The 25,908-nt window shown below is 65.5% G+C and carries 24 protein-coding genes and 1 tRNA gene; 8 read left to right on the forward strand and 17 right to left on the reverse strand.

What is annotated here, in order from left to right; genetic code table 11:
* Nucleotides 1–9: 9 nt before the first annotated feature.
* From THITHI_RS0109790 to speA, 3 genes are all read right to left on the reverse strand, one after another.
* On the reverse strand, nucleotides 10–255 hold the full coding sequence (locus THITHI_RS0109790; RefSeq protein ID WP_018232912.1) for a YcgL domain-containing protein: 246 nt from the start codon (nucleotides 253–255) through the stop codon (nucleotides 10–12).
* Nucleotides 255–1,004: a hypothetical protein gene (locus THITHI_RS0109795; protein ID WP_018232913.1), complete on the reverse strand. Its 750-nt coding sequence runs from the start codon at nucleotides 1,002–1,004 to the stop codon at nucleotides 255–257. The genes THITHI_RS0109790 and THITHI_RS0109795 overlap by 1 nt, the downstream gene beginning before the upstream one ends.
* A gap of 148 nt (nucleotides 1,005–1,152) precedes the next feature.
* Nucleotides 1,153–3,036, reverse strand: a complete 1,884-nt coding sequence (gene speA / locus THITHI_RS0109800) for a biosynthetic arginine decarboxylase (RefSeq protein WP_018232914.1) — start codon at nucleotides 3,034–3,036, stop codon at nucleotides 1,153–1,155.
* 109 nt (nucleotides 3,037–3,145) lie between these two features.
* Between speA and speE the strand changes: the two genes are divergently transcribed.
* A complete protein-coding gene (gene speE / locus THITHI_RS0109805) occupies nucleotides 3,146–3,997 on the forward strand; it encodes a polyamine aminopropyltransferase (RefSeq protein WP_018232915.1) in 852 nt (283 codons plus the stop codon).
* A gap of 22 nt (nucleotides 3,998–4,019) precedes the next feature.
* On the opposite strand, the gene THITHI_RS0109810 is transcribed toward speE, so the two are convergent.
* The 9 genes from THITHI_RS0109810 to THITHI_RS0109850 all read right to left on the reverse strand — a co-directional run bounded on the left by THITHI_RS0109810 (nucleotide 4,020) and on the right by THITHI_RS0109850 (nucleotide 14,147).
* A complete protein-coding gene (locus THITHI_RS0109810) occupies nucleotides 4,020–4,826 on the reverse strand; it encodes an ABC transporter permease (protein ID WP_018232916.1) in 807 nt (268 codons plus the stop codon).
* Entirely contained in the window at nucleotides 4,823–5,446 is a 624-nt protein-coding gene (locus THITHI_RS0109815) for an ABC transporter ATP-binding protein (RefSeq protein WP_018232917.1), read from the reverse strand. Before THITHI_RS0109815 ends, THITHI_RS0109810 begins: the two co-directional genes overlap by 4 nt.
* Before the next feature lie 218 nt (nucleotides 5,447–5,664).
* On the reverse strand, nucleotides 5,665–6,597 hold the full coding sequence (ispH, locus tag THITHI_RS0109820) for a 4-hydroxy-3-methylbut-2-enyl diphosphate reductase (protein WP_018232918.1): 933 nt from the start codon (nucleotides 6,595–6,597) through the stop codon (nucleotides 5,665–5,667).
* Between the two features lie 204 nt (nucleotides 6,598–6,801).
* Nucleotides 6,802–7,239: an FKBP-type peptidyl-prolyl cis-trans isomerase gene (locus THITHI_RS0109825; protein ID WP_018232919.1), complete on the reverse strand. Its 438-nt coding sequence runs from the start codon at nucleotides 7,237–7,239 to the stop codon at nucleotides 6,802–6,804.
* Complete coding sequence (gene lspA / locus THITHI_RS0109830) at nucleotides 7,236–7,724, reverse strand: signal peptidase II (protein ID WP_018232920.1); 489 nt, start codon at nucleotides 7,722–7,724, stop codon at nucleotides 7,236–7,238. Before lspA ends, THITHI_RS0109825 begins: the two co-directional genes overlap by 4 nt.
* 55 nt (nucleotides 7,725–7,779) lie before the next feature.
* A complete protein-coding gene (ileS, locus tag THITHI_RS0109835) occupies nucleotides 7,780–10,593 on the reverse strand; it encodes an isoleucine--tRNA ligase (protein WP_018232921.1) in 2,814 nt (937 codons plus the stop codon).
* 74 nt (nucleotides 10,594–10,667) lie between these two features.
* Nucleotides 10,668–11,594, reverse strand: coding sequence for a bifunctional riboflavin kinase/FAD synthetase (gene ribF / locus THITHI_RS0109840; RefSeq protein ID WP_018232922.1), 927 nt, complete (start codon nucleotides 11,592–11,594; stop codon nucleotides 10,668–10,670).
* A gap of 310 nt (nucleotides 11,595–11,904) precedes the next feature.
* Nucleotides 11,905–13,422: a murein biosynthesis integral membrane protein MurJ gene (murJ, locus tag THITHI_RS0109845; RefSeq protein ID WP_051079991.1), complete on the reverse strand. Its 1,518-nt coding sequence runs from the start codon at nucleotides 13,420–13,422 to the stop codon at nucleotides 11,905–11,907.
* 191 nt (nucleotides 13,423–13,613) lie between these two features.
* The gene (locus tag THITHI_RS0109850) at nucleotides 13,614–14,147 is read right to left on the reverse strand and encodes a DsrE family protein (protein WP_018232924.1); all 534 of its coding nucleotides are present in this window, start codon (nucleotides 14,145–14,147) and stop codon (nucleotides 13,614–13,616) included.
* Between the two features lie 257 nt (nucleotides 14,148–14,404).
* On the opposite strand from THITHI_RS0109850, the gene rpsT reads away from it, so the two are divergent.
* Nucleotides 14,405–14,665 carry a 30S ribosomal protein S20 gene (gene rpsT, locus THITHI_RS0109855; RefSeq protein WP_018232925.1) on the forward strand — a complete coding sequence of 87 codons (261 nt, stop codon included), beginning with the start codon at nucleotides 14,405–14,407 and terminating at the stop codon, nucleotides 14,663–14,665.
* Between the two features lie 175 nt (nucleotides 14,666–14,840).
* Here the strand turns inward: rpsT and proB are convergent, their stop codons facing one another.
* The 4 genes from proB to rplU form a co-directional block, all read right to left on the reverse strand.
* Entirely contained in the window at nucleotides 14,841–15,968 is a 1,128-nt protein-coding gene (gene proB, locus THITHI_RS0109860) for a glutamate 5-kinase (RefSeq protein ID WP_018232926.1), read from the reverse strand.
* Nucleotides 15,940–16,974, reverse strand: coding sequence for an Obg family GTPase CgtA (gene cgtA, locus THITHI_RS0109865; protein ID WP_018232927.1), 1,035 nt, complete (start codon nucleotides 16,972–16,974; stop codon nucleotides 15,940–15,942). Before cgtA ends, proB begins: the two co-directional genes overlap by 29 nt.
* Nucleotides 16,975–17,104: 130 nt before the next feature.
* Nucleotides 17,105–17,362 (reverse strand): 50S ribosomal protein L27, encoded by a 258-nt coding sequence (gene rpmA, locus THITHI_RS0109870; RefSeq protein ID WP_018232928.1) that lies wholly within the window; start codon nucleotides 17,360–17,362, stop codon nucleotides 17,105–17,107.
* Between the two features lie 20 nt (nucleotides 17,363–17,382).
* Complete coding sequence (gene rplU / locus THITHI_RS0109875) at nucleotides 17,383–17,694, reverse strand: 50S ribosomal protein L21 (protein ID WP_018232929.1); 312 nt, start codon at nucleotides 17,692–17,694, stop codon at nucleotides 17,383–17,385.
* A gap of 254 nt (nucleotides 17,695–17,948) precedes the next feature.
* On the opposite strand from rplU, the gene ispB reads away from it, so the two are divergent.
* Complete coding sequence (ispB, locus tag THITHI_RS0109880; protein ID WP_018232930.1) at nucleotides 17,949–18,917, forward strand: octaprenyl diphosphate synthase; 969 nt, start codon at nucleotides 17,949–17,951, stop codon at nucleotides 18,915–18,917.
* 95 nt (nucleotides 18,918–19,012) lie between these two features.
* Nucleotides 19,013–19,089 (forward strand) — tRNA-Pro (locus tag THITHI_RS0109885).
* Between the two features lie 204 nt (nucleotides 19,090–19,293).
* Here THITHI_RS0109885 and THITHI_RS0109890 read toward each other — a convergent pair.
* A complete protein-coding gene (locus THITHI_RS0109890) occupies nucleotides 19,294–20,214 on the reverse strand; it encodes a LysR family transcriptional regulator (RefSeq protein ID WP_018232931.1) in 921 nt (306 codons plus the stop codon).
* Between the two features lie 236 nt (nucleotides 20,215–20,450).
* On the opposite strand from THITHI_RS0109890, the gene THITHI_RS0109895 reads away from it, so the two are divergent.
* The 4 genes from THITHI_RS0109895 to THITHI_RS0109910 all read left to right on the forward strand — a co-directional run bounded on the left by THITHI_RS0109895 (nucleotide 20,451) and on the right by THITHI_RS0109910 (nucleotide 25,823).
* The gene (locus tag THITHI_RS0109895) at nucleotides 20,451–21,872 is read left to right on the forward strand and encodes a form I ribulose bisphosphate carboxylase large subunit (RefSeq protein ID WP_018232932.1); all 1,422 of its coding nucleotides are present in this window, start codon (nucleotides 20,451–20,453) and stop codon (nucleotides 21,870–21,872) included.
* Nucleotides 21,873–21,971: 99 nt separating this feature from the next.
* Entirely contained in the window at nucleotides 21,972–22,328 is a 357-nt protein-coding gene (locus THITHI_RS0109900) for a ribulose bisphosphate carboxylase small subunit (protein WP_026186237.1), read from the forward strand.
* 167 nt (nucleotides 22,329–22,495) lie between these two features.
* The gene (locus THITHI_RS0109905; RefSeq protein WP_018232934.1) at nucleotides 22,496–23,302 is read left to right on the forward strand and encodes a CbbQ/NirQ/NorQ/GpvN family protein; all 807 of its coding nucleotides are present in this window, start codon (nucleotides 22,496–22,498) and stop codon (nucleotides 23,300–23,302) included.
* A 190-nt stretch (nucleotides 23,303–23,492) separates the two neighbouring features.
* A complete protein-coding gene (locus THITHI_RS0109910) occupies nucleotides 23,493–25,823 on the forward strand; it encodes a nitric oxide reductase activation protein NorD (protein ID WP_018232935.1) in 2,331 nt (776 codons plus the stop codon).
* Nucleotides 25,824–25,908 lie beyond the last annotated feature (85 nt).

Genomic DNA, 25,908 nt, shown 5'->3' on the forward strand with positions numbered 1-25,908 from the left:
AACCCTCCCTCACTGGGGGCGTTCATTCTCGGCCGGCATCTGCAGATGAAAGCCCCTCTCGCGCAGGCTGACCCGCACGGCCTCGGGGTCCTCCTGCGCCAGGGCACGCCCCGGCGTGAGGTCGAACTCCAGCGCAAAGCAGGGCGTTCCGAACACCTTCCTGAGCGGTTCCGGAATCATCTCGAAAGCGTCCTTGCTGGCCAGGTATACATAGGTATCCCGCCTGCGGCTGCTGCGATAGACGTACACACGCATCAGGCATCGCCTCCGGCCGCCACCGGCTGTTCGTCCCCGCCGCCGGCCTCCGGCTCCGGGATGCGCGGCCCGGCGCCCTCCACGTCCCAGACACTCATGGACTCCACGTCGCGCAGCCGATACTCGAAACCGACGGTGCCATGGCGCATCACCTGCTTGAGAAACACGCTGGCGGAAGTGACGCCGGCGAGGGTACCCTCGCGCATCGTGCCGCCCGGCGATGTCACGAGGCGGACGTACTCCCCCACCAGCTGCGGCAATTCCTCTTCAAACGCGTCACGCCAGGCCCGCTCGACCGGCGGCGCGCGGTCTTCCGCGCGGAAACTCCCCAGCGGAGAACGCGGCCGCGCCTGCCCGAGGGCACCATCCTGTACCGTATCGTCCAGCTGCTGGCCGGCCTCCTCCTCCATGCGCCGCACCTGTTCCTCGTTGGGAATCGGCGTGTCCGCGGGACGCTGCACGGGCATGGGGACCTCCACCGTGTAGCCCATGCGCGTCAGTTCGCGCTCCACCCGGGCATCGGCGCCGCCATAGAGGGCACCCGCCGCCACCAGCAGGCCGAGGATGCTCAACAGGAATCCGAAACGGGCCTGACGCCAGTGGAGCAGCACAAAGGCCAGCGACACCACCGGAACCAGATTGATGACACCCCAGATAAATTCCCTTCGAAAACCGGCCCGTACCACCAGGAGATAGCCCAGCAACACGCCCGCCATGCCCACCAGCAGCGCAGTCTCCATCAGGTCCATACCCGCCCTCGCCGATCGGATTCGGGATCTGAGTATAACCGCATCGGGCGGCGACGGTCTGTGATGCGGCCCCTGCGCCGGATGCGCCGGGCACGCGCGGGCGATCCGTAGTGCACGACGCCCCGGGACGGGCCACCTGCCGCAGCGCCTACTCCTCCAGGTAGGTGTAACCGGACAACCCTTGCTCCAGCTCCCCCAGGACCTGTTCGCCCAGGTCCTTCTCCAGGCCGGCGGTCGCCACCTTGTCACGGTACGCCGCAACCAGGGCCCGGGGATCGAAATGCACATAGCGCAGCAGTTCGTCCACGGTATCGCCGCGTTCAGGCTGCACCAGGCGGTGACCGCCGCCCGGTTCCAGCACCACATTGATCGAATCCGTATCGCCGAACAGATTGTGCAGGTCCCCGAGGATCTCCTGGTAGGCCCCCACCAGGAAGATGCCCAGCAGGTAGGGCTCACCCTCCCGCGGGGCGTGCAGCGGGAGGCTCGTCTCCACACCCTCGCCATCCACGTAACGCTCCACGTGACCGTCGGAATCGCAGGTAAGGTCCTGCAGCACCGCCCGGCGCGTGGGACGCTCGTCCAGCCGGTGCAGCGGCATGATGGGGAAGATCTGGTCGATGGCCCACACGTCCGGGATGGACTGGAACACCGAGAAGTTGCAGAAGAACTTGTCCGCCAGCTTCTCGTTGATCTCCTCGCGGATCTCGCTGCTCAGGCGATGGGAGGCATCCGCAGCCAGGCGCCGGCAGGTGGCGAAGTACAGCGTCTCCGCCCGCGCCCGTTGCGCCAGGTCCAGGACGCCGTGGGTATACATGGCCTGCACCTCCGACAACCAGTGAGCCATGTCGTGGTAGACCTCGTTGGGGGCAATGCCCTCGGTGTTCTCATACAGGCGCCACATATCCTGCAGGACCAGGGGCTCATCCCCGGTCGGGGCCGGCAGATCGTCCTGCGCCGGGGCGCGCTCTGTATCGATCACGTTGGTGACCAGTACCGCGTGATGCGCGGTAAGTGCCCGGCCCGATTCGGTGAATATCTGCGGGTGGGGAAGATCGTACTCGATGCAGGTATTCATCAGGCTGCGAACGATGTTGTTGGCATACTCCTGGAGGCTGTAGTTGATGGAACAGTCGTTGCGTGAGCGGCTGCCCTCGTAGTCCACGCCCAGTCCTCCGCCCGCATCCACCACCAGGATGTCGGCGCCCAGACGGCGCAGCTCGGCGTAAAAGCGCCCCGCCTCGCTCATGCCGGCCTGTATATCCCGGATGTTGGCGATCTGTGAGCCCATGTGGAAGTGCAGCAGCTGCATGCAGTCGAGCATGCCCGCATCGCGCAGGCGATCCAGCATCCCGAGGGACTGGCTGGCGGAGAGCCCGAACTTGGCCTTCTCGCCGCCGGTGTTCTGCCACTTGCCCTTGCCGATGGAGGCCAGCCGCACCCGCATGCCCAGCATGGGGCGAACGCCCAGGTCGCGCGCCTCGGCCATGACACCGTCAAGTTCCGAAGGCTTCTCGATGACGATATAGACCCGGAGCCCGAGCATCTGCCCGATGAGGGCAAGACGCAGGTACTCCCGGTCTTTGTAGCCATTGCACACGATCACCCCGCCGGGGCGCGACAGCGCCAGCACCGCCATCAGCTCGGGCTTGCTGCCGGCTTCCAGGCCCACGCGCTCGCCGCCCTCGCCCAGGATGCGCTCCACCACGCTGCGCTGCTGATTCACCTTGATGGGATAGACCGCGGTATAGGTGCCCTCGAAACCGGACTCCTCCCGGGCCTGGTCAAAGGCCTGGCGCAGGCGGTGCACCCGGTCGCCGAGGATGTCCTCGAAGCGGATCAGCACGGGCAGGCCCGACTGTCCCGAAGCGCGCAGGGACTGCGCCAGCTCGTAGAGATCGACGCCGGGATGGCCGTCCAGGCCCGGCACCCGCAGACACACCCGTCCATGGCCGTTCACATGAAAGTAGCCGCCGTTCCAGTTGGCGATATTGTAGAGTTCGCGGGCTTGATCCAGGTTCCAGGCAGTCATGGGAGTTCCGATGGCATTGGCGGGATGTCGGGCGGAGATACCGCGATGGACATGAGACGTGCGTGCTTTATCATACTGCCTCCACCCATCCCGTTGGGAGCCCGAACCCATGTCACTGGACGCCCACTGGTTCTCGGAAGCAGACAAGGGCCTGGCCTTGTCGCTGCGCATCCGGAAAAAGCTCCATGAGGAGCAGACGCCATTCCAGAAGATCGAGATCTACGAGACCGACTCCTTCGGGAACCTGATGGTGATCGACGGCTGCGTGATGCTCACCGGCCGGGACAACTTCATCTACCATGAGATGATGTCGCATCCGGTGCTCTATGCCCATGCCGACCCCGGCAACGTGCTGATCATCGGCGGCGGCGATTGCGGGACACTGCGCGAGGTGCTCCGGCATCCGGAGGTCAGGCAGGCCACCCAGGTGGACATCGACGAGCGGGTCACGCGCCTGTCGGAGGCGTATTTCCCGGAGCTGTGCGAATCGAATCACGACCCGCGTGCACGCCTCCTGTTCGATGACGGCATCAAGTTCGTGCAGGAGGCGAAACCCGGCTCCATCGACGTGATCATCGTCGACAGCACGGATCCGGTGGGCCCCGCGGCCGGCCTTTTCTCCACCGACTTCTACAGGGACTGCATCAAGGCCCTGGGCGCCGGCGGACTGCTCGTCCAGCAGAGCGAGTCGCCGCTGCTGCACACCGAGTCCATCATCAGGCCGATGCACGACAGCCTGCGGGCTGCCGGCTTCCACGATCCGGTGGCCCTGCACTTCCCCCAGTGTACCTATCCCTCGGGGTGGTGGACCGCCACCATGGCCGGCAAGGACGGGCCTGTCACCTTCCGGCGCGAAAAGGCGGCCGAACAGAAACCCTTCGAGACCCGCTATTACAACGCCGCCATCCAGCGTGCCGCCGGGGCCTCCCCCGAGTTCTTCCGCAAGGCGCTGCTCGGGTGACGGTCAACGCGAAAGCCTCTCATCACTTGCCGCGTCCGTGCTTCAGCCTGTCCAGGCGCAACCGCTGACGTTCGTCGAACAGGCGTCTTGAACCCAGCCACACCGCACCCAGGGTGCCGAAGCCGGTACCCGCGGCAATCAGGAACATGATCAGGATCTGGTATTTCACCGCCTCCATGGGCGGTGCGCCCGCGAGGATCTGACCGGTCATCATGCCCGGCAGGCTGACGATCCCGGCCGCCGCCATGGCGTTGATGATCGGCATCAGTCCGCTGCGGGCCGCGTCGCGGCGGATCGAAGAGATGGACAAGCCCCAGGCCTGGCCCATCATGAGCCGTGCCTCGATCACCCGGCGCTGCTGCCAGGCGGTCTGGGTGAGACGATCGAGGCCCAGCGCGATACCGGTCATGGTATTGCCCAGCAGCATGCCCAGCAGCGGAATGGAATACTGGGGCTCCCACCAGGGCGAGGGGCCGATCATGATGGTGAGCGCAAGCACCGTCACCGCGAACGCGGAGACGAACATGGACGAAGTGCCGATGCCGTAACCCCACCAGCCGGAGAAACGCCGCCCCTGGCGCGCCATCACCTCATAGCCCGCCACCGCCAGCATCACCAGGGACAACCCCGCCACCCAGTAGAGCTGAGCGTTGTCGAACAGCACCTTGAGGACCAGACCGATGAGCAGGAGTTGAACCACCGTCCGGGTGCCCGCCACCAGCAGGCTGCGGGACAGACCCATGCCGACTCGCGCCGTCAGCACGGCAAGCACCACCACGAGAAAGGCGGCGATGGACAGGTCCAGCGGCGACAGAATGATCAGACTCATGCCGCCTCCTCCCGGAGTCCTCCCGACCCCATCAACAGTGACCGCCCGCCCACCCGCTGGCGTTGCAGCGGATCATGGCTCACCCAAAGCGCAGCCGCGTTGTGCTCCGACACGTAGTCACGCACCAGCCGTTCCACGCTGCGCGTATTGGCAGGATCCAGATTGGCGGTGGGCTCATCCAGCAGCAGCACACGGGGCCGGTTCTCCAGCAGCCTCGCCAGCGCCAGGCGCTGGCGCTCGCCGCTGGACAGCCGCTCGACATCCCATTCCCGCACCTCCGGTTCGAAACCGAGGTCCCGGAGCATGGTGTCGCTCCCCGCCGGATCCAGGTGCAACCCCACGCGCTCTTCCCACCACATGGGTTCCGCCGGCAGGTACGCCACCTGCCGGCGCCAGAGCGTGGGCGGTATGCCGGTGCGTTCCACGCCGTCCAGCAGCACCTCCCCCTCACTGGGATCAAGATCCGCCAGGGCGCGCAGGAGCAGCGTCTTGCCCGAGCCCGAAGGACCGTGAAGCTTGCAGATCTCCCCGGCCAGCAGCCGGAAGTCAACGGGTCCGACATGGGCGGCGCGCAGGCCGCGGACGTCGAGCACGGTCTGTGAGGAGGCAGGTTCAGACACCGGTCTCGGAACTCCAGGTCAGGTGGGCTGAAGCGAACGACCGCAGCATCATACGGCATGCGCAGCCATTCCCTGAAACGCGGTTACGGCACGGCGTCCGCATGAACGCGGTGATCGCGACGAGGTGTCCTGGCGTGTAGCGGTGGAAATCGGGCCGGAGGGGTTTCGCGCGTGGCGGGCGGCGCGCGGGTTCACTGAATTCGGCGTCAGTGCAATGCTCAGCGCAATGCCTTGGGCAGCGAAAACGTGATGGTCTCCTGCCGGCCGTCATGCTCGGTCACGGAATCCGCACCGGCCTGTCTCAGGTGTTCAATGACATCCCGTACCAGCAGTTCCGGGGCCGACGCACCGGCCGTCACGCCGATCCGGGTTTTGCCCGCAAGCCACCCGTCGCGAATCTGATCGACACTGTCCACCAGGTAGGCCTCGACGCCCAGTTTCCCGGCTATCTCACGCAGGCGGTTGGAGTTGGAACTGTTCGGCGAACCGACCACAAGGAAAAGGTCGCAGCCACCTGCCAGCGCCTTGACCGCATCCTGGCGGTTCTGGGTGGCGTAGCAGATATCGTCGCGCCTCTGGCCATGAATATTCGGAAAACGCCGCTTCAGGATACCTATGATGTCCTGCGTATCGTCCATGGACAGGGTGGTCTGGGTGACGTAGGCGAGCCCGTCGGGATTCTTCACCCGGATGCGCTCCGCATCCTCCACGGTCTCCACCAGGTAGATCTCGCCGCCCTGGCTGCGGTCGTACTGTCCCAGGGTACCGTCCACTTCCGGATGGCCCGCATGTCCGATGAGAATGACTTCCTCGCCCCGCCGGGCATGACGGTCCACCTCCATGTGTACCTTGGTGACCAGCGGGCAGGTGGCATCAAATACCTTCAGGCCGCGACGCTCGGCTTCCCGAACGACACTGCGGGCCACTCCGTGGGCACTGAAGATCACCGTGGCGCCATCCGGCACCTGATCGAGTTCCTCCACGAACACCGCCCCCTTGTCGCGCAGGTCGTCCACCACGTAGCGGTTGTGCACCACTTCGTGGCGCACGTAAACGGGATGTTCGAACAGGGCGAGGGCGCGCTCGACGATGTCGATGGCGCGGTCCACGCCCGCGCAGAAACCGCGGGGATTGGCGAGAATGACCTGCATGGGAGATGACCGGCTGTCTTGAGACGAGGGATTATTGTCCCATCAATGATGTCGGGAATGAACCTTTAGGAGCAGTGGCAAGTGGCCTTGAAGGCAGTGGCAAGTGGCAAGTCTCAAGGGAATTCGTCTTCTCCCCAGGCTCTCCCCAGGGGCGCAGCCCTTGGGGTTTCCTTGCCACTTGCCACTTGAGACTTGCCACTGCCTTCAAGGGAGCATGCTGGTGCCCACGTCCAGGATCTCCACGGAGTAGGTGATCTCGTGGCCCGCCAGCGGGTGATTGAAGTCCACCTTGACCGTTTCGTCGCTCACCTCCTTGACGGTGCCCGGCAGCTCGTCACCGCCGGGGGTCACGAAACTCACGATCAGACCGGGCCTGAGGTCCATCTCCGGGGGGAAATCCCGGCGCGGCACGTCGTGGATCGCAGCGGGGCTCGGGTAGCCGAACGCCTGATCCGGGGTGAGCTTGACGGTCTGCCTGTCCCCGGGCTGCAGGCCGATCAGTGCCAGCTCCAGGCCCTCCTCCAGGTCACCCGCGCCCATGACGAACTCAAGAGGCTCCTCGCCCTCGGTGGTGTCGGCCACCATCCCGTCTTCCAGGGCGATGGTGTAGTGCATGCGCACCTTGCTGCCATAAGCGATCATGAACGTTCCCCGCCGGCGGTATCGGAATTCCGGGCGAAGAACAGACTGTACCCCACCAGGATCACCGCGCCAACGGTGATGGCGGCATCGGCGACATTGAACGCCGGCCAATGCTGGCCGGCATAGTGAAAATCAAGGAAATCGATCACGTGTCCGTGCCAAAGCCGGTCGATCACGTTGCCGACGGCACCCCCGAGGATCAGGGCAAGGCTTGCCGCCGTCCAGCGCTCACCGGCATGCAGCATCCTCAACCACCAGACGATGAAGATGCTCGCACCCAGGGCTACGATTACGAAGAACCACCGCTGCCAGCCTGAGGCGTCACTCAGGAAACTGAAGGCGGCACCGGGATTGTAGACCAGCGTGAAGTTGAAGAACGACGTGACCTCCACCGGCGCATAGAGCACCAGCGCGCGCTCGGCGATGTACTTGGTGATCTGATCCAGCACGATCACCGCGCCGGAAAGCCATAACCATTTCAGCATTCGGGCGCTTCCCGGGAAAACGTCTCCGCGCCACCAGGGCAGTTCGGCAGATCCATCAGGCAAACCGCCGCCGTTCGCCGTCGCCGGCCACGTTCTCCACGCAGCGCCCGCACAGCTCCGGATGCTCGGCGCTCGTGCCCACGTCTTCACGGCGATGCCAGCAGCGGGGGCACTTGGCATGCCCGCTGCGGGTGATGCGGGTCCACAGGGGCGTGCCGTCCTCCAGCGGGGTCTCCACGGCATCCGACGGGCGCTCGTCCAGTGAATGTACCCGCGCGTAGGAGGTGATCAGCACGAAGCGCAGTTCCCCCTCCAGGCGCGACAGGGTGTCCGCCAGGGCGGCGTCACAGTAAAGGTCCACTTCCGCATCCAGGGAACCGGCCTTGGCGGCACGGAGTTTCTCCATCTCCCGGTTCACCGCCTGGCGCACCGACAGCAGGGTCGTCCAGAAGGCGTCGTTCATGGACTCGTCTTCGTCCAGTGCGAACAGGCCCTCGTACCAGGTGCTGAACAGCACCGATTCGCCGCGCTCGCCGGGGATCTCCTGCCAGATCTCCTCCGCGGTGAAGCTGAGGATGGGCGCAAGCCAGCGCACCATGGCCTCGATCACGTGGTACATGGCGGTCTGGGCCGAGCGCCGGGCGATGCTGTCGGATGGTGTGGTGTACTGGCGGTCCTTGATCACGTCCAGGTAGAAGCTGCCCAGTTCGACGGAGCAGAAGTTGTGTACCCGCTGGTAGATCTGGTGGAACTGGTAACTGTCGTAGGCAGTGGTGACGCGTTGCTGCACCTTCAGGGCCTGATCCACCGCCCAGCGGTCCAGCGGCAGCATGTGTTCGGGGGGCAGCATGTCCCGCGCCGGTTCAAAGCCGTTCAGATTCGCCAGCAGGAAGCGCGCGGTATTGCGCATGCGCCGGTAGGCATCCGCCGTGCGCTTGAGGATCTCGTCGGAGACGGCCATCTCGGCACTGTAGTCGGTGGCCGCCACCCACAGGCGCAGGATGTCGGCCCCCAAAGTGTCCACCACCTTCTGCGGCGCCACGACGTTGCCCTTGGACTTGGACATCTTCTGACCCTGGGCGTCCACGGTGAAACCGTGGGTAAGCACCGCCCTGTACGGGGCTTCGCCGCGCATGGCCACGGCCGTCAGCAGTGATGACTGGAACCAGCCCCGATGCTGGTCGGAGCCCTCCAGATACAGATCCGCCGGCAGGCCCAGGCCTTCGCGCTTCGCGGTCACTGTCGCATGGGTCACACCCGAATCGAACCACACATCCAGGGTGTCACCGACCTTCTCGTAATCGGCAGCCGTCTCTCCCAGCAACTCCTTCGGGTCCAGGGAGAACCAGGCTTCGATGCCCGCCTGCTCGATGCGCTGGGCCACGGCTTCGATGAGCGCCGGTGTGTCGGGGTGCAGGCGTCCGGTGTTCACATGCACGAACAGCGCAATGGGCACGCCCCAGTTGCGCTGGCGCGAGATGCACCAGTCCGGTCGGCCGGCCACCATGCCTTCGATGCGTGCCTGGCCCCACTGCGGCACCCACTGCACCTGCCTGATGGCGGCGAGCGCCGTTTCGCGCAGCTCCGCCTGGTCCATGCTGATGAACCACTGGGGCGTGGCGCGAAAGATGATCGGGGTCTTGTGGCGCCAGCAATGCGGGTAGCTGTGGCGCAGCTTCTCGGAGACCACCAGCGCACCCCGCTCGCGCAGCACCTCGATCACATGACCGTTGGCCTGGTGCACCGATTCACCGGCGAAGTGCTCGGTACCGGGCAGGAACCGGCCGTCGGGGCCCACCGGGTTGTCCACGGGCAGGCCGTAACGCTGACCCACCATGAAGTCGTCCTGGCCGTGGCCCGGGGCGGTGTGCACGCACCCGGTGCCGGCCTCCAGGGTGACGTGCTCGCCCAGGATCACGGGCACCTGCCGATCCACGAACGGGTGGTGCAGATTCACGCCTTCCAGGGTCGCGCCCCGGCAACGCCCGACGATACGCGCATCTCCGAAGCCGTAGCGCTGCATGGCGGAATCCACCAGATCCTCCGCCAGCAGCAGGCGTTCGCCGTTCACGCGCACCAGTGCATAGTCCAGTTCCGGATGCAGGGCCACGGCCTGGTTGGCGGGCAGCGTCCAGGGGGTGGTGGTCCAGATGACCACGGAGACGGGGCCGTCTTCGTCGTCATCCAGGGTGCAGCGGCGCAGGAAGTCGAGTTCGTCCTCCACCCGGAAACGCACATCGATGGCATGGGAGGTCTTGTCCTCGTACTCCACCTCGGCCTCGGCCAGGGCGGAGCCGCAGTCCACGCACCAGTGCACGGGCTTCTCGCCCTTGACCACATGCCCGCGTTCGATGATGCGCCCCAGGGCACGCACCGTGTCGGCCTCCACCTGGTAATCCATGGTGAGATAGGGCCGCTCCCAGTCGCCCAGCACGCCCAGGCGCCTGAAATCGCTTCGCTGCCTGTCCACCTGTTCGGCGGCATACGCCCGGCAGGCCTCGCGAAACCGCCTGGCGTCAACTTCGTGGCCCACCTTGCCGATACGCTTCTCCACCTGCAACTCGATGGGCAGGCCGTGACAGTCCCAACCCGGAATGTAGGGCGCATCGAACCCCGCCAGGGTGCGGCTTCGGACGATGATGTCCTTGAGGATCTTGTTGACCGCATGCCCGATATGGATATCGCCGTTGGCATACGGGGGGCCGTCGGCCAGTACGAACCGGGGCCGGCCGGCGCAGGCCTCGCGCAGGCGCCGGTACAGTCCGTCTCGCTCCCAGGCCTCGAACATCTCCGGCTCCCGCCTGGCCAGATTGCCGCGCATGGGGAACTCGGTCCGGGGCAGATTCAGTGTGTCCTTGTAGTCAGTCACGAGGTCGTTTCACCATTGGGCGCCCCATGGGCGCCGAGCATGTGTCGTATCGAACCGGGCGCCCGCGGGGCGCCCTACAGTCGCAGAAGTTGTCGGGCCTGCTCCGCGTCGCGGGCGATCTGCGCCTTGAGCGCCTCCAGGGACTCGAAGCGCCGCTCATCCCGGATGCGCCCCAGCAGGTCCACGTGCAGATGCCGGCCATAGATGTCGCCGTCGAAATCGAACAGATGCACCTCGAGACGGTTCTGCGTCCCGTCCACCGTCGGGCGCTTGCCGACATTGGCCACACCGGGCACCGGCTCATTATCCAGGCCGAACACCTCAACGGCGTAGACCCCGCGTACCGCCAGCGGCCGGGGGCCAAGCCTCAGGTTCGCGGTGGGGAAGCCGATGTGCCGGCCGCGCCTGTCTCCGTGCGCCACCCGTCCGCTCAGCCGGTAGGGCCGGCCCAACAGCCGCTGGGCGGTGTCCATGTCGCCCCGGCCGAGCGCCTCGCGGATGCGCGTGCTGCTGACCCGCTCCCCGTCCACCTGGAAGCTGTGCATGCGCGCCACGTGAAAGTCCAGCCGCCTGCCCATCTCGAGCAGCAACTGAAAATCCCCGGACCGGTTGCGCCCGAAGCGAAAGTCATCGCCCACCACCAGGTAGCGGACCCCGAGCCGATCCACCAGCAACTCCTGCACAAAGTCGGCGGCTTCCTGTTCGGCAAGACGGCGGTCGAAGTGCAGGCACAGCAGCCGGTCCACGGAGAAACGGCGCATGGCCAGAAGCTTGTCCCGGAAGCGCTGCAGGCGCGGCGGAGCCTTCTCGCCCTGAAAATATTCCCGGGGCAGGGGTTCGAAGCTGATGGCCACAGTGGGCAGGCACAGCTCCGCACCCTTCTCCGCCAGCTGCCCGAGCACCGCCTGGTGGCCCAGGTGCAGCCCGTCGAAGTTGCCGATGGTGGCCACCGTCCCCCGGTGCCTCGGCCGCAGGTTGTGCGCGCCGCGAATCAGTTCCATGCCGGTTCCGCAAAAGCGCCGATTATACCAGCGTTGCGGAGCTACCGCGGCAAAAGCGCCGGGAACCCCGGTGATCCATCGAACCCGGCGAGGCGGTCAGCCGGGCGCGGGTCGTCGGAAATGTGATTGGCCACAGAGGACACAGAGGGCACAGAGAAAAAAGCAAGAGATGTCCGTTGGCTTGATGCGGCCACTGCCCCTGTACCACCGGGGTCATTCTCCAGACCTTCTCTGTGGCCTCTGTGACCTCTGTGGCTTACACATGTCCGACAGCGAAGCCCATTCGGCCCCACCGAACGGATGCACCGGGTCATCGCATCAGGAACTGGCCCGGGCGCACGCCGAGCACCCACAGGGTGGCCCCGTAGGCGGCGGCACCCAGGGCGATCAGGCCCAGCAGACGCATGACACGATCCAGGGCCGGCCAATCGCCCCAGGCCGCCAGGGCCGGGGTGGCGAGCCACAGGACCACGCTCATGACGACGGCCGCCGCGGCGATACGGACGATGAAGGTGCGCCAGCCGGGGGGCGGCCGGTAGACCCCGTCCCGGTAGAGCCCCCGGAACAGCAGACCCGCATTCAGGAGGGCCGAAATCCCCGTGGCCAGTGCCAGCCCCGCATGAGGGCCCGGCAGCCCCAGCATCACCCAGGGCACCACGATGGCCACGTTGAGCCCCATGTTGGCCAGCATGGCGATCACACCGATCTTCACCGGCGTCCGGGTGTCCTGGCGGGAGAAGTAGCCCGGTGCGAGGATCTTGATGAGCATGAATGCGGGCAGCCCGGCCGCGTAGGCAACGAGCGACATGGCCGCCATGCGGGTGTCGAAGGCGGTAAAATCCCGGTACTGGATCAGGCTCGCCAGAATGGGCCCGGCCAGCCAGATCAACCCCAGCATGGCGGGTACCGCCACCACCAGGGTGAGCCTGAGCGCCCAGTCCAGCGTGTTATTGAAGGCCTCGGGCGTCTTCGCGGCATGCTCGCGGGAGAGCCGGGGCAGAATCACCGTGGCGATGGCGACACCGAACAGGGCGAGGGGCAACTCGACGAAACGGTCCGAGAAGTACAGCCAGGTGATGGAACCTGCCATCAGGAAGGAGGCGATGAGCGTATCCACCAGCAGATTGATCTGCACCACCGAGGAACCGAAGATCGCCGGGAGCATGAGACGGATGATCTTCTTTACCCCGTCATGGGCCCGCCGCAGGCGGGGCCGGGGCAGCAGCCCCCGGCGGACCAGAAAGGGGATCTGAAACAGCAGCTGGGCCGCCCCGCCGATGAACACGCCCCAGGCCAGCGCCTTGACGGGCTCCTCGAAAAGCGGCGCCCCCCACAGGGCGGCGCCGATCAGCGAGAGGTTCAGGAACACCGGCGTGAAGGCGGGCACAGCGAAGCGCCCGACACTGTTCAGGATCCCGCCCGCCATGGCGGTCAGCGAGATGAACAGCAGGTAGGGGAAGGTCACGCGCAGCATGTCGGCGGCCAGCACCTGGCGGCCGTTCTCCTCGCCCACGAAACCCGGCGCGAAGACCATGATCAGCAGCGGCGCGGCCAGCATGCCGACGGCCGTGACAATGAAGAGCGTCAGCGTGAGCGCGCCGGCGGTATGGTCCAGCAGGTCCGTCAGGGCCTCGCGCCCGCGCTGCTCCCTGTATTCGGCAAATACCGGCACGAAGGCCTGGGAAAAGGCCCCTTCCGCGAACAGCCGGCGCAGAAAGTTGGGGATGCGGAAGGCAACGAAGAAGGCGTCGGTCGACCCGGTCGCCCCGAAACTTATGGCCAGCACCATGTCCCGCAGAAAGCCGAACAGGCGCGAGATGAGCGTCATGCCGCCGACCACGGCGGTGGATTGCAGAAGCCGGCTCTTCAAGGCAGTGGCACGTGGCTGGTTACGAGTGGCAAGGAAGACCCTGACTTTACTGGCTTTTACGTGCCGGTGGCCACCTCTTTGAAGGGTGAGGGGTAAGGGGTGAGGGGTGAGGGGTTCGCGCCTATCCCCTCTCCCCTATCGCCTTGCGCTCATTCGATTTTCAGATACGCAAAGCCTTCCTCGTTCTGAAGCTGCGCAATGCGCACCACGCCGGAGGGGACCAGGTCCACGGCGTCGTAGAGCTCCTCATTAGCCAGCTGGATCGCGGCCCGGGTGATGTCGCACAGCTCCAGTCTTACGCCGTGCATGTTCACCAGGCTCACCAGCCGCCCGCGCAGGTTGTCGCGTTCCTCGGCCAGAGCCTCGTCTTCGGCAAACGGAGTGCCTTCCAGGGGGTTGTCGGTGATGAAACGGATGCCGTGCGAGACGAACACGATGCGCACGTCATAGTCGATGAAGTTGTTCTGGTAATGGGTCACCATGTTGTTGATGCTGGTGAGCATGGCGCTGAATCGGCGTGGATCGGCATAGTCCGCGTGATAGACCACCTTCGCCTCGGCGTCCGCGCGAGCCTGGGGCATGGAGAATCCCATGGCCAGCGCCAGTGCGATGAAAGCCGTCAATGCCAGCCAGGGCGCGCGGTGGCGAGCCTGCGTGCAGCGGGATACTCGGGATATGTTCATGGCGAATCTCCTGGGCGGTTTTCAGACGTCCGGGTCGAGGGAATCCTCATGGACATCGTGTGGGTTTGTTCTGCTATTGTATGGCCACCTAAATTCTCAGACCCGGGGGGGGATTGCAGGGTTCCTTCCCCGAGGCGTTAAGCGGGCGGTCCGTCGGCGCCGGCAGGCCCATACCGGCATTGACAGGAACGTGCCGATCAGGCAAGATCCTCGCCCTTTAGCGTTCGTTGCATCCAGGATTTTTCAGGAGCATTACCTTGGCAAACATTGCATCCGCCCGCAAGCGCGCCCGCCAGGCAGAGAAGAACCGCCAGCACAACGTGGCGCTGCGCTCCCGTTTCCGCACCTCCGTGAAGAAGGTGCTCAAGGCCGTGCAGACCGGCGACAAGGAGGCCGCCCAGGCCGCCCTGAAGGACGCCGTCCCCGTGATCGACGGCACCGCCACCAAGGGCCTGATCCACCCTAACAAGGCCGCCCGCCACAAGAGCCGGCTGAATGCGCGCGTCAAGGCGCTTTAAGCCCTTTTCTGCAGGCAACAAAAAAGCCCGGTCAAGCCGGGCTTTTTTGTTGCCTGCAGAAAAGGGCAGTAGCGAGTGGCAAGGGAAAACACCCTACTTTCCGGCCCTCCCCCGCTTGCGGGGGAGGGCCGGAAAGGAAGTCCTCGCCACTTGAGACTTGAGACTTGCCACTGCCTTAGAGCAGGACCAGATTGTCCCGGTGTATCAGTTCGGGTTCATCCACATACCCAAGGATTCCCTCGATCTCGTCGGCCCGGTGGCGCATGATGCGCCGGGACTCTTCGGCGCTGTAGTTGACCAGCCCCCGGGCCACGGGGCGGCCGTCGGGGTCCAGACAGGTCACCACGTCACCCCGCGTAAAGGTGCCCTTCACATGGGTCACACCCACCGGCAGGAGGCTGCGCCCGGATTCGCGCACCACGCGGGCGGCCCCCGCGTCCAGCAGCAGTTCCCCCTTGGACACCATCTGCCCGGCAATCCACTGCTTGCGGGCGGCGATGGGCTCGCGGTCCGGGCACAGAAGGGTGCCCAGCGGTTCGCCGTCGGCAATGCGTTCCAGCACCCGGGGCTCCCGCCCGGAGGCGATCAGGGTGTAGGTGCCGGACCGCGCGGCGCGGGCCGCCGCCTGAAGCTTGGTGGTCATGCCGCCCCGGCCCAGATGCCCGAAACCGGGGGCGGCCAGCTTGAGCAGCTCCGGGTCTGCGGCCATGCCTTCGGAGATCAGCGTCGCGTCCTGATGGGTCCGGGGATCCCGGTCGAACAGGCCCTGCTGGTCGGTGAGAATCACCAGCACCTGGGCCTCGGTGAGATTGCCCACCAGCGCCGCCAGGGTGTCGTTGTCACCGAACCGGATCTCGTCGGTGGCCACGGTGTCGTTTTCGTTGACCACCGGGATCACGCCCAGGCCGAGCAGGGTGCGCAGAGTGCTGCGGGCGTTGAGGTAGCGGCGGCGGTCGGAGAGGTCGTCGTGGGTGAGCAGTACCTGCGCGGCCCGAAGTCCATGCCGCTGAAATATGCTCTCGTAGGCCTGCACCAGCCCCATCTGTCCCACGGCCGCGGCAGCCTGCAGTTCATGCAGGGCATGGGGGCGGACAGTCCAGCCCAGGCGGCGCATGCCTTCGGCCACGGCGCCGGAGGAGACCAGCACCACCTCGCGTCCGGTGCCGCGCAGGCGCGCGATCTGTTCCGCCCAGGCCGCAAGCGAATCATGATCCAGGCCGCGCCCCTCGTTGGTGAGCAGCGCGCTGCCGATCTTGATGACCCACCGGCGGGCCTTACCCAGTTGTGTCCGTGTCTGTTTCATGGGATTCCAGATACTGCATGATAGCCTGCGTCAGGGCCGGGCAGCCTTCGCCGGTGGCCGCCGAGATGGAGAAGACCGGACCCTCCCAGCCGAGGCGCGCGACCAGTTCCCGGGCGAAGGATTCCCGCTCCTGCGGCGCAATCAGGTCCATCTTGTTGAGCACCAGCCAGCGGGGGCGCTGCGCCAGCTCAGGGCTGAAGCGCTCCAGTTCGCCTGCGATGGTTTCCGCCGCCCGGGCCGGATCCTCCGCAGGATCGGCGGGAGCCACGTCCACCAGGTGCAACAGAAGCCGGGTGCGGGCCAGGTGCTTGAGGAACCGTATACCGAGCCCGGCCCCTTCCGCCGCGCCTTCGATGAGGCCGGGGATGTCCGCCATGACGAAGCTCTGCAGCGGGCCCACGCGAACCACCCCCAGCCCCGGGTGCAGAGTGGTGAAGGGGTAGTCGGCGATCTTGGGGCGGGCACCGGAGACCCGGGTGATCAGGGTGGACTTGCCCGCGTTGGGCAGGCCCAGCAGGCCCACGTCCGCCAGCAGCTTCAGTTCCAGGCGTAACTGGCGGAGTTCCCCCGGCGTGCCCGGCTTGGACTGGCGCGGCGCGCGGTTGGTGGAACTCTTGTAGCGGGTGTTGCCAAGCCCGTGGAAACCACCCTGGGCCACCAGCAGCCGCTGGCCGTCCTCCACCAGATCGCCGATGAGTTCATCGGTCTCCGCGTCGTAGGCCAGGGTGCCCACGGGCACCGGGACCTCGAGGTCCTCGCCGGAGCGTCCGGTCATGTTGCGCCCCGAGCCGTTCTCCCCGCGCATGGCCTCGTAGTGGCGCTGGAAGCGGAAGTCGGCCAGGGTATTCAGGTCGTGGGTGGCCACCAGGTACACGCTGCCCCCGTCGCCGCCGTCGCCCCCGTCCGGGCCACCGAAGGGAATGTATTTCTCGCGACGGAAGCTCACGCAGCCGTTGCCGCCGTCACCGGCCTTGACCCTGATGGTTGCTTCGTCGACGAATTTCATAGGAAGGCGCTAGAGACAAGGTACAGGAGCCAAGATACAAGAGGGGGGGTTACTTGTCTCTTGTCTCTGTGCAATGAAAAAGCCCCGACAGGTCGGGGCTTCACGTGAGTTCCTTAAGGGCTGCCTGACCTCAGGCCTGCACCACACTCACGTATTTCCTGTTCTTGGGACCCTTGGTCTCGAAGACCACGGTACCGTCGGTCGTGGCAAACAGGGTATGGTCCTTGCCGCAGCCCACGTTGGGGCCGGGGTGGAAGCGCGTGCCGCGCTGACGCACCAGGATGTTGCCGGCCAGCACGCTCTGACCGCCGAAGCGCTTCACGCCCAGTCGTTTGGATTCCGAGTCGCGGCCGTTACGGGTGCTGCCGCCTGCCTTTTTGTGTGCCATTTCCTGTTACCTCGTCGACTTCAGGCGGAGATACCGGTGATCTCCACCTCGGTGTAATCCTGACGGTGTCCCATCTGCTTGCGGTGGTGCTTGCGGCGGCGGAACTTGATGATGCTGATCTTCTCGCCGCGGCCATGGGTCTTGACCGTGGCGGTCACCTTGCCGCCCTCGACCCGGGGGGTGCCCACCTTCACGTCGTCGCCGCTGCCGACCAGCAGGACGTCGTCGAATTCCACGGTGGCGCCCGCTTCCGCCTCGAGCTTCTCGATGCGAAGCACGTCGCCCTGGGCGACCCGATACTGTTTGCCACCGGTTGCAATGACCGCGTACATCTTGATGTGTCTCCCGAAAAGGGTCTGGCCAATCCAAAGGAGCGGAATGATACCGGGCGCCCGGGCACAGGTCAAACCCCGCGGAGCCGGGCACCCCGGCGTCCGGAACGCCGCCTCTCACTGCAGCGTCAGGCAGGTCGCCGCTGCCACGAGGGCGTGCCCCGCGGCGGCGCATCCGGGGCACTGCCCCCGGCTCGACAAGCATGACACGGTGCACTAGCATGCGCAGTTCCCAGCCGCCCCCGTGCCGCCCCATGGATCTCGACCAGATACGCGAGCTCGTCGCCGATGACATGAATGCGGTCAATGACCGCATCCGGGAGCGTTTGCAGTCCTCCGTGGTGCTCATCAACCAGCTCGGCGGGTACATCATCAACAGCGGCGGCAAACGGCTGCGCCCGCTGCTGGTGCTGCTCTCGGCCCGGGCCTGCGGCAGCACGGACCTCCGCCACGTGGACCTGGCGGCCATCATCGAGTTCATCCATACCGCCACGCTGCTGCACGATGACGTGGTGGACGCCTCCGAACTGCGCCGGGGCCGCGAGACCGCCAACGCCCTGTTCGGCAACGAGGCCAGTGTCCTGGTCGGCGATTTCCTCTACTCCCGCGCCTTCGAGATGATGGTGGAGATCGGCTCCATGCGGATCATGGAGATCCTCGCCCGCACCACCAACACCATCGCCGAGGGCGAGGTGCTGCAGCTGCTCAACTGCCACGACGCGGACACCACCGAGGACCGCTACATGGAGGTGATCCGCTCCAAGACCGCGAAGCTGTTCGAGGCGGCCGCGCGCATCGGCTCGGTGCTGGGCGGACAGCCGGACCCGGTGGAACGCACCATGGCCGATTACGGCATGCACCTGGGCACCGCCTTCCAGCTCATCGATGACGTGCTCGACTACGGCGCCTCCTCCCAGGAGATGGGCAAGAACATGGGCGATGACCTGGCCGAGGGCAAACCCACCCTCCCCCTGATCCACGCCATGCGGGTGGGCGACCCGGACCAGGCGGGACTGGTGCGCGAGGCCATCGAAAAGGGGGGCCGGAACTACGCGGAACGGGTGCTCGCGATCATTCATGCCACCGGCTCCCTGGAGTACACGCGCTCCGTGGCCGCCTCCGAGGCCTCCCGGGCCGAGGCATGCCTCTCGGTGCTGCCCGAAACGCCGGAACGGGCGGCCCTGGAGGCGCTGGCGCGGTTCTCGGTCGACCGCGGCTTCTAGCCCGGATCCTGCACCAGGGCCGCCACCGACCGGGGCCCGGCGCTCTCATTTCTCTTGTATCCTGCCGCCCGGATCTTGTATCTTGCGCAATTCTTCGGAGTGTAGCTCAGCCTGGTAGAGCACTGCCTTCGGGAGGCAGGGGTCGAAGGTTCGAATCCTTTCACTCCGACCAGATCCCATGTACGTCTGATGCAAGCCTGACCGGCTGTTGGCCGGTCAGGCTTTTTTTGTTTCGGCCGTATGGAATCCGGGCCACGTGCGCCAGACCCGCCCGCGTAAAGGGTCCCCGGCCCGGAGCCGCCTCGTCGGCCGCCAATAGAGGCGACCGGCAACCAGAAAAACCATAATCTGGCGGGCACCATCGCGGCGCCACCCGTCAGGCCGCTTCCAGCGTAGGCATCCTGAGGATGCCCTGCGCCTCCTGGAGTGTGAAATCCAGGAAGGCCTGGCCCACCTGCGAGAACCGCTTGCCCTGGGGATAAACCACGTACCACTGGCGCCGGATTGGGAAACCCGCTACATCCAGCACCGCCAGCCGCCCGAGCGCCAGTTCCATCTCCAGCGTGTGCAGGGAGAGCACCCCCAGTCCGAGACCGGCCTCCACCGCCTGCTTGATGGCTTCGCTGCTGTGCATCTCCTGGCCGGCCGTGAGCTGTTCGCCGTGCTGCTCGAAGAATCGCTCCGTGGCGGCCCGGGTGCCGGAGCCCTGTTCGCGCACGATGAAGGGTTCACTGCGCAGCCGTTCCAGGGGGATCGCCTTCTCGGCCACCAGGGGATGCTCCGGCGGGGCGATCATCACCAGGGGATTCTCCATGAACGGATGTGCCACCAGACCCTTGCTGGGGGGCTGGCCCATGATGGCCAGATCCATGGTGTTGGCCGTGAGCATGCTCAGCAGCGCCTCCCGGTTGGTGACCTCCAGCGTCACGGACACCCCGCTGTGGCGCTGGCAGAAAGCGGCGATCATCCGGGGCACGAAATAGTTGGCGGTACTGGCCACGGCGATGGTCAGCCGGCCGCGCTTCAGGCCCCTCATCTCGTCCATGACCATCTCCGCCTCCGAGAGCTGGGTGGCGATGGCGCAGGCGTAGTGGTGCATCTCCCGGCCGGCGTCGGTGAGAAAGATGCGCTTGCCCACCTGCTCGAACAGGGGCAATCCCACGTGCTCCTCCAGCTGCTTGATCTGCATGGAGACCGCCGGCTGGGTCAGGTGCAACTCCTCCGAGGCCCGGGTGAAACTGAGATGCCGGGCCACGGCCTCAAAGGCCTTGAGTTGCCTGAAGGTGAAGTTCATCATGACCGTCCTCCCCGGCCCGAAAGGCCTCGTGGGCTGCGGGCTCGCCGGCCCGGACGAACCCATAAATGATCGCTTATCGTAACAATCATTATAACTGATTGTTAATTATGAAGCCGCATCCACTAGGATGTGCCCCCAGAGTCGCAACCGGGCTGTCCGGCCGTCGCGCGGGCCGCGCCGTCGGACACATGACTGGATCACTCGACCTCACTGTCCCCTCAATCAGGAGTCACAACATGGCTGTCAAATCCTACAGCGCGGGCGTCAAGGAGTACCGCGAAACCTACTGGATGCCGGAGTACACCCCGGCCGATACCGACATTCTGGCCTGCTTCAAGATCACCCCGCAGCCGGGCGTGCCCCGCGAGGAGGCCGCCGCCGCCGTAGCCGCCGAGTCCTCCACCGGCACCTGGACCACGGTGTGGACCGACCTGCTGACCGACCTGGACTACTACAAGGGCCGCGCCTACGCCATCGAGGACGTGCCCGGTGACGACGAGTCCTACTACGCCTTCATCGCCTACCCCATCGACCTGTTCGAGGAAGGCTCCGTGGTGAACGTGTTCACCTCCCTGGTGGGCAACGTGTTCGGCTTCAAGGCCGTGCGTCACCTTCGCCTCGAAGACGTGCGCTTCCCCATCGCCTACGTGAAGACCTGCGGCGGTCCGCCGAACGGCATCCAGGTCGAGCGCGACATCATGAACAAGTACGGCCGGCCGCTGCTGGGCTGCACCATCAAGCCCAAGCTGGGCCTGTCCGCCAAGAACTACGGCCGCGCCGTGTACGAGTGCCTGCGCGGCGGCCTGGACTTCACCAAGGACGACGAGAACATCAACTCCCAGCCGTTCATGCGCTGGCGCCAGCGTTTCGACTTCGTCATGGAGGCCATCCACAAGGCCGAGGCGGAGACCGGCGAGCGCAAGGGCCACTACCTGAACGTGACCGCACCCACCCCGGAAGAGATGTACAAGCGTGCCGAGCACGCCAAGTCCCTGGGTGCGCCCATCATCATGCACGACTACCTGACCGGCGGCTTCACGGCCAACACGGGTCTGGCCAACTGGTGCCGTGACAACGGCCTGCTGCTGCACATCCACCGTGCCATGCACGCCGTGCTCGACCGCCATCCCAAGCACGGCATCCACTTCCGCGTGCTGGCCAAGGCCCTGCGCCTGTCCGGCGGTGACCACCTGCACTCCGGCACCGTGGTGGGCAAGCTTGAGGGCGACCGCGAGGCCACCCTGGGCTGGATCGACATCATGCGTGATTCCTTCATCAAGGAAGACCGCTCCCGCGGCATCTTCTTCGATCAGGACTGGGGCTCCATGCCGGGCGTGTTCCCGGTGGCCTCCGGCGGTATCCACGTGTGGCACATGCCCGCGCTGGTCACGATCTTCGGCGACGACTCCGTGCTGCAGTTCGGCGGCGGCACCCTGGGCCATCCCTGGGGCAACGCGGCCGGCGCCGCGGCCAACCGCGTGGCCCTGGAGGCCTGCGTCGAGGCCCGCAACGAGGGCCGCGCCGTGGAGAAGGAAGGCAAGGAGGTCCTTACCGCCGCTGCCAAGCACAGCCCCGAACTCAAGGCCGCCATGGAAACGTGGAAGGAGATCAAGTTCGAGTTCGACACGGTCGACAAGCTGGACGTCAAGCACAAGTAACCGCGGCGTGAGGAGACAGGGGTCAGGAGTGAGGTGCAGACCCGCTCCTTTCCCCTGACGCCTTGCCCCTCACCCAGACTTTTTTCGAGGTAACTGACAATGAGTGAAATGCAGGATTACAAGTCGAGCCTGACGGACGCGAGCAGCCGCAAGTTCGAGACCTTCTCCTACCTTCCGGAGATGAACAAGGACCAGATCCGCAAGCAGGTGGAGTACATCGTCAGCAAGGGCTGGAACCCGGCGATCGAGCACACCGAACCGGAGAATGCCTTCGATCATTACTGGTACATGTGGAAGCTGCCCATGTTCGGCGAGACCGACGTGGACCGCATCCTCGGCGAAGCCGATGCCTGCCACAAGGCGCATCCGAACAACCACGTGCGCCTGATCGGCTATGACAACTTCGCCCAGTCCCAGGGTGCGTCGATGGTGATCTACCGCGGCAATCCCGTTTAAGCACCGGCCAGGGCCAGTACCTGCACGCAAAGCCCCTGGCCGGTCAGTCCGGACAGGGGCTTTTCATTTTCCGGAGTCGTCAGTCCCCAGGCCACGCCGCCGGCGCGGCGCTGCCTGAGGAGTGATGACTTGCAACCCCTCATTCCCGTTTTCGAGGTAATGGACTCATGAGCGCGAAGACCGAACAATACAAGATCAGGAAAGAGCCCTACTACCGTGCCGTCGGCAACGAGGTGGACCTGTACCAGGCCGCTTACTCGGCGCGCATGCCGGTCATGCTCAAGGGCCCCACCGGCTGCGGCAAGTCGCGTTTTGTCGAATACATGGCCTACAAGCTGGGCCGCCCGCTGATCACCGTGGCCTGCAACGAGGACATGACCGCCTCCGACCTGATCGGCCGATTCCTGCTCGACAAGGACGGCACCGTCTGGCAGGACGGCCCGCTCACCACCGCGGCACGCATCGGCGCCATCTGCTACCTGGACGAGGTGGTGGAGGCCCGTCAGGACACCACCGTGGTGATTCACCCCCTGACGGATCACCGCCGCACCCTGCCCCTGGACAAGAAGGGCGAACTGATCGAGGCGCACGAGGACTTCCAGCTGGTGATCTCCTACAACCCGGGCTATCAGAGCCTGATGAAGGACCTCAAGCAGTCCACCAAGCAGCGTTTCGCCGCCATGGACTTCGATTATCCGGAGGCCGGGATCGAGACCGAAGTGGTGGCACAGGAGACCGGCGTGGATGCCGAGACCGCCGGCAAGCTGGTGCAGATCGCCCACCGCGCGCGCAACCTCAAGGGTCACGGTCTGGATGAGGGGATCTCCACGCGCCTGCTGGTCTACGCCGCCACCCTGATCAACAAGGGCGTCGACCCGCTGGCCGCCTGCAGCATGACCCTGGTGCGCCCGCTCACCGACGACCCGGACATGCGCGACACCCTGGACGCGGCCGTTTCCACATTCTTTGGCTGAGGGAACAACCAAGTTGTAGGCCCGCGTGAAGGATTCAATTAGCCACAGAGGACACAGAGGACACAGAGCCACAAGATCACCTCATGCCGTCCGCCGACGTCACGTTTTATCGAGGCCCCGATCTTCTTAGCAGTCTCAGTGACCTCTGTGTCCTCTGTGGCAATCTGTCAACGCCCAACCACGAGCAGCCATGACCATCAATCTTGACGATTACCGCGATTGCATGAAGCAGGCCGGGCCGGAGGTGCAGGGCACCCTGGAAAGCACCTTCCAGGATGCGGCCCGGGTGATGTCGCCGGCGGGCCTGCAGCAGTACCTGGACGGCGCGAAGGCCCTGTGCAACCTGGGGCGCGGCCACGATCTGGTGGTCTCCTTTCTCGAGGAGATGCCCATGGTGGTCAAGGAGGTGGGCGAGGACATCATTCCCGACTGCGTCACCTCGGCCATGAAGCTGTCCTCCATGACCTCGGGGGAGGTGATCTCCCTGCTGATTTCCAGCCTGCCCACGGCGGCCCGCCGCCTGGGCGACGCGGAGATGCTGCGTGCCTACCTGCAACTCATCCACCAGCTCTCCGCCAAGGCGCCCCGGGGGCTGCGTCCCATGCTCAAGCACGTGGACCAGTTGCTCACCCGGCTGACGCTCGGGGGGCTGAGGCGCTGGGCGAACTTCGGCGCCGAGGCCTACCGGCGCGACCTCAACAACCTGGTCGCCTATTTCAACCTGGAAACCCAGGACAGCCTCGCCGTGCTCAAGAAGGAACGACGCGGGACGCTGTTCGTGGATACCCAGCGCAAGCTCAACTTCTACCTGCGCGCCCTCTGGGGCAGGGATTTCTTCCTTCGCCCGGCCGACGCCGAGCATGCCGGGTTCAGGCCCTTCATTCAGGCCCACATCCTGCACATGCCGGACGCCGTGGACGACATCGGTGACATCAAGGGCCTGGAGGTCTACCGCGCCACGGCGGCCCACATGGCAGCGCATGTCGCCTACACGCAGCGGGCGATCTCGGGACAGGAACTCTCGCCGGCGCAGATGTTCTTCATCGGGCTGGTGGAGGACGCGCGCATCGAGTACAACGCGGCGCAGAATTTCCCGGGCCTGAAGAAGCTGTGGCGCTCACTGCTCGACCGTGAATACGAAGGCCGGCTGGAGCATCCCACCGTGGAGGTGCTGGAGAAGGCCGCCCTGGCACTGCTCGACGCCGGGTCGCGCACCGGCGACGCCGAGGTGGACGTGCTGGCGGAAAAGTTTCACGCCAACATCGAGGCGAACAAGTCCAGCGAACAGTTCTCCTGGCACATGGGCCTTGAGCTGTTCAACATCTTCTCCGCCCGCCGGGACGTGCCCTCGCTCCGGATTCTCGAATCCATGCGCATTCCCTACCGGGACGACAACCGCTTTGTCTGGGAATTCGATGAACTCTCCTGGGCCGAGGGCGCGGAGTATCTTCCCGCCAGCCAGCGGCAGGTGCGCAAGTACGTAAGCGCCATCGAGATGGCCAACGAGGTGGACTGCGAACTGGCCGGGGATGATGCCCAGGAGATCTGGACGTGCGCCACCGAGTTCTTTCCCTACGAGGACGAGGGCGTGAGTTTCAACGAGATGTGGGGCAAGGAACCGGTCTCCGAGCCCTACCACTACCAGGAGTGGGATTACCAGGTGCAGCTGCACCGCCCCGACTGGGTCACCCTGTACGAACGCCGCCAGCCCAAGGGCGATCCCGAGCTGTTGGACCGGATCCTGCTGGAGCACAAGCCGGTCACCTGGCGCATCCGCCAGATCATCGACATGCTCCAGCCGGAGGGGGTGATCCGCGAGCGGCGCATGGAGGACGGAGACGAGATCGACATCAACGCCGCCATCGATGCCATGGTCTCCATCCGCATGGGACACCAGCCGGATCCGCGCTTCACCATGCGCAATGTCATCAAGAACCGTGATCTGGCCGTGATGATCCTGCTGGATCTTTCCGAGTCCACCAACGAGCAGGTGGAGGGTTCCGAGAAGACTGTGCTGGAGCTGACCCGGGAGGCCTGCGCGCTGGTGGCCACGGCCATCCACGGCATCGGCGATCCCTTCGCCATCCACGGGTTTGCCTCGGACGGCCGCCACGATGTGCAGTACTACCGCTTCAAGGACTTCAAGCAGAAGTGGGATGACGAGGTGAAATCACGGCTCGCCGGCATGCAGGGCAGTCTGTCCACCCGGATGGGCGCCGCCATGCGTCATGCGGGGCAGCATCTCCTCAGGCAGCCGGAGCGCAGGAAACTGCTGCTGGTGGTCACCGACGGCGAACCGGCGGACATCGACGAGCGTGACCCGCAGCACCTGCGCCACGACACCCGGAAGGCGGTGGAGGAGCTCTACACCCGCGGCGTGATGACCTACTGCCTGACCCTGGACCCCAACGCCGACAACTACGTGAAACGCATCTTCGGGGCCAACAACTACACGGTCATCGACCACGTGCAGCGGCTTCCCGAGAAGCTGCCGGTACTGTTTGCCACCCTGACCACGTAAGGCGGCGGCAGCACCCCGTCGCGGCCCTCGTCGCCGCCGGCGTTTGCCGGTATGCTCGTTGCTCCACAATCGAATTCGGAGCGGG

This window comes from Thioalkalivibrio thiocyanodenitrificans ARhD 1, assembly GCF_000378965.1.
In the GTDB taxonomy this organism is placed as follows: Bacteria; Pseudomonadota; Gammaproteobacteria; order Ectothiorhodospirales; family Ectothiorhodospiraceae; genus Thioalkalivibrio_A; species Thioalkalivibrio_A thiocyanodenitrificans.

Bases quoted from the DNA above. Each gene is read 5' to 3' on its own strand.
- THITHI_RS0109790 (WP_018232912.1), bottom strand. From the start codon at position 255: ATGCGTGTGTACGTCTATCGCAGCAGCCGCAGGCGGGATACCTATGTA.
- THITHI_RS0109795 (WP_018232913.1), bottom strand. From the start codon at position 1,004: ATGGACCTGATGGAGACTGCGCTGCTGGTGGGCATGGCGGGCGTGTTG.
- speA (WP_018232914.1), bottom strand. From the start codon at position 3,036: ATGACTGCCTGGAACCTGGATCAAGCCCGCGAACTCTACAATATCGCC.
- speE (WP_018232915.1), top strand. From the start codon at position 3,146: ATGTCACTGGACGCCCACTGGTTCTCGGAAGCAGACAAGGGCCTGGCC.
- THITHI_RS0109810 (WP_018232916.1), bottom strand. From the start codon at position 4,826: ATGAGTCTGATCATTCTGTCGCCGCTGGACCTGTCCATCGCCGCCTTT.
- ispH (WP_018232918.1), bottom strand. From the start codon at position 6,597: ATGCAGGTCATTCTCGCCAATCCCCGCGGTTTCTGCGCGGGCGTGGAC.
- THITHI_RS0109825 (WP_018232919.1), bottom strand. From the start codon at position 7,239: ATGATCGCTTATGGCAGCAAGGTGCGCATGCACTACACCATCGCCCTG.
- lspA (WP_018232920.1), bottom strand. From the start codon at position 7,724: ATGCTGAAATGGTTATGGCTTTCCGGCGCGGTGATCGTGCTGGATCAG.
- ribF (WP_018232922.1), bottom strand. From the start codon at position 11,594: ATGGAACTGATTCGCGGCGCGCACAACCTGCGGCCGAGGCACCGGGGG.
- murJ (WP_051079991.1), bottom strand. From the start codon at position 13,422: ATGACGCTCATCTCGCGCCTGTTCGGCTTTCTGCGGGACATGGTGCTG.
- THITHI_RS0109850 (WP_018232924.1), bottom strand. From the start codon at position 14,147: ATGAACATATCCCGAGTATCCCGCTGCACGCAGGCTCGCCACCGCGCG.
- proB (WP_018232926.1), bottom strand. From the start codon at position 15,968: ATGAAACAGACACGGACACAACTGGGTAAGGCCCGCCGGTGGGTCATC.
- cgtA (WP_018232927.1), bottom strand. From the start codon at position 16,974: ATGAAATTCGTCGACGAAGCAACCATCAGGGTCAAGGCCGGTGACGGC.
- rpmA (WP_018232928.1), bottom strand. From the start codon at position 17,362: ATGGCACACAAAAAGGCAGGCGGCAGCACCCGTAACGGCCGCGACTCG.
- rplU (WP_018232929.1), bottom strand. From the start codon at position 17,694: ATGTACGCGGTCATTGCAACCGGTGGCAAACAGTATCGGGTCGCCCAG.
- ispB (WP_018232930.1), top strand. From the start codon at position 17,949: ATGGATCTCGACCAGATACGCGAGCTCGTCGCCGATGACATGAATGCG.
- THITHI_RS0109890 (WP_018232931.1), bottom strand. From the start codon at position 20,214: ATGATGAACTTCACCTTCAGGCAACTCAAGGCCTTTGAGGCCGTGGCC.
- THITHI_RS0109895 (WP_018232932.1), top strand. From the start codon at position 20,451: ATGGCTGTCAAATCCTACAGCGCGGGCGTCAAGGAGTACCGCGAAACC.
- THITHI_RS0109900 (WP_026186237.1), top strand. From the start codon at position 21,972: ATGAGTGAAATGCAGGATTACAAGTCGAGCCTGACGGACGCGAGCAGC.
- THITHI_RS0109905 (WP_018232934.1), top strand. From the start codon at position 22,496: ATGAGCGCGAAGACCGAACAATACAAGATCAGGAAAGAGCCCTACTAC.
- THITHI_RS0109910 (WP_018232935.1), top strand. From the start codon at position 23,493: ATGACCATCAATCTTGACGATTACCGCGATTGCATGAAGCAGGCCGGG.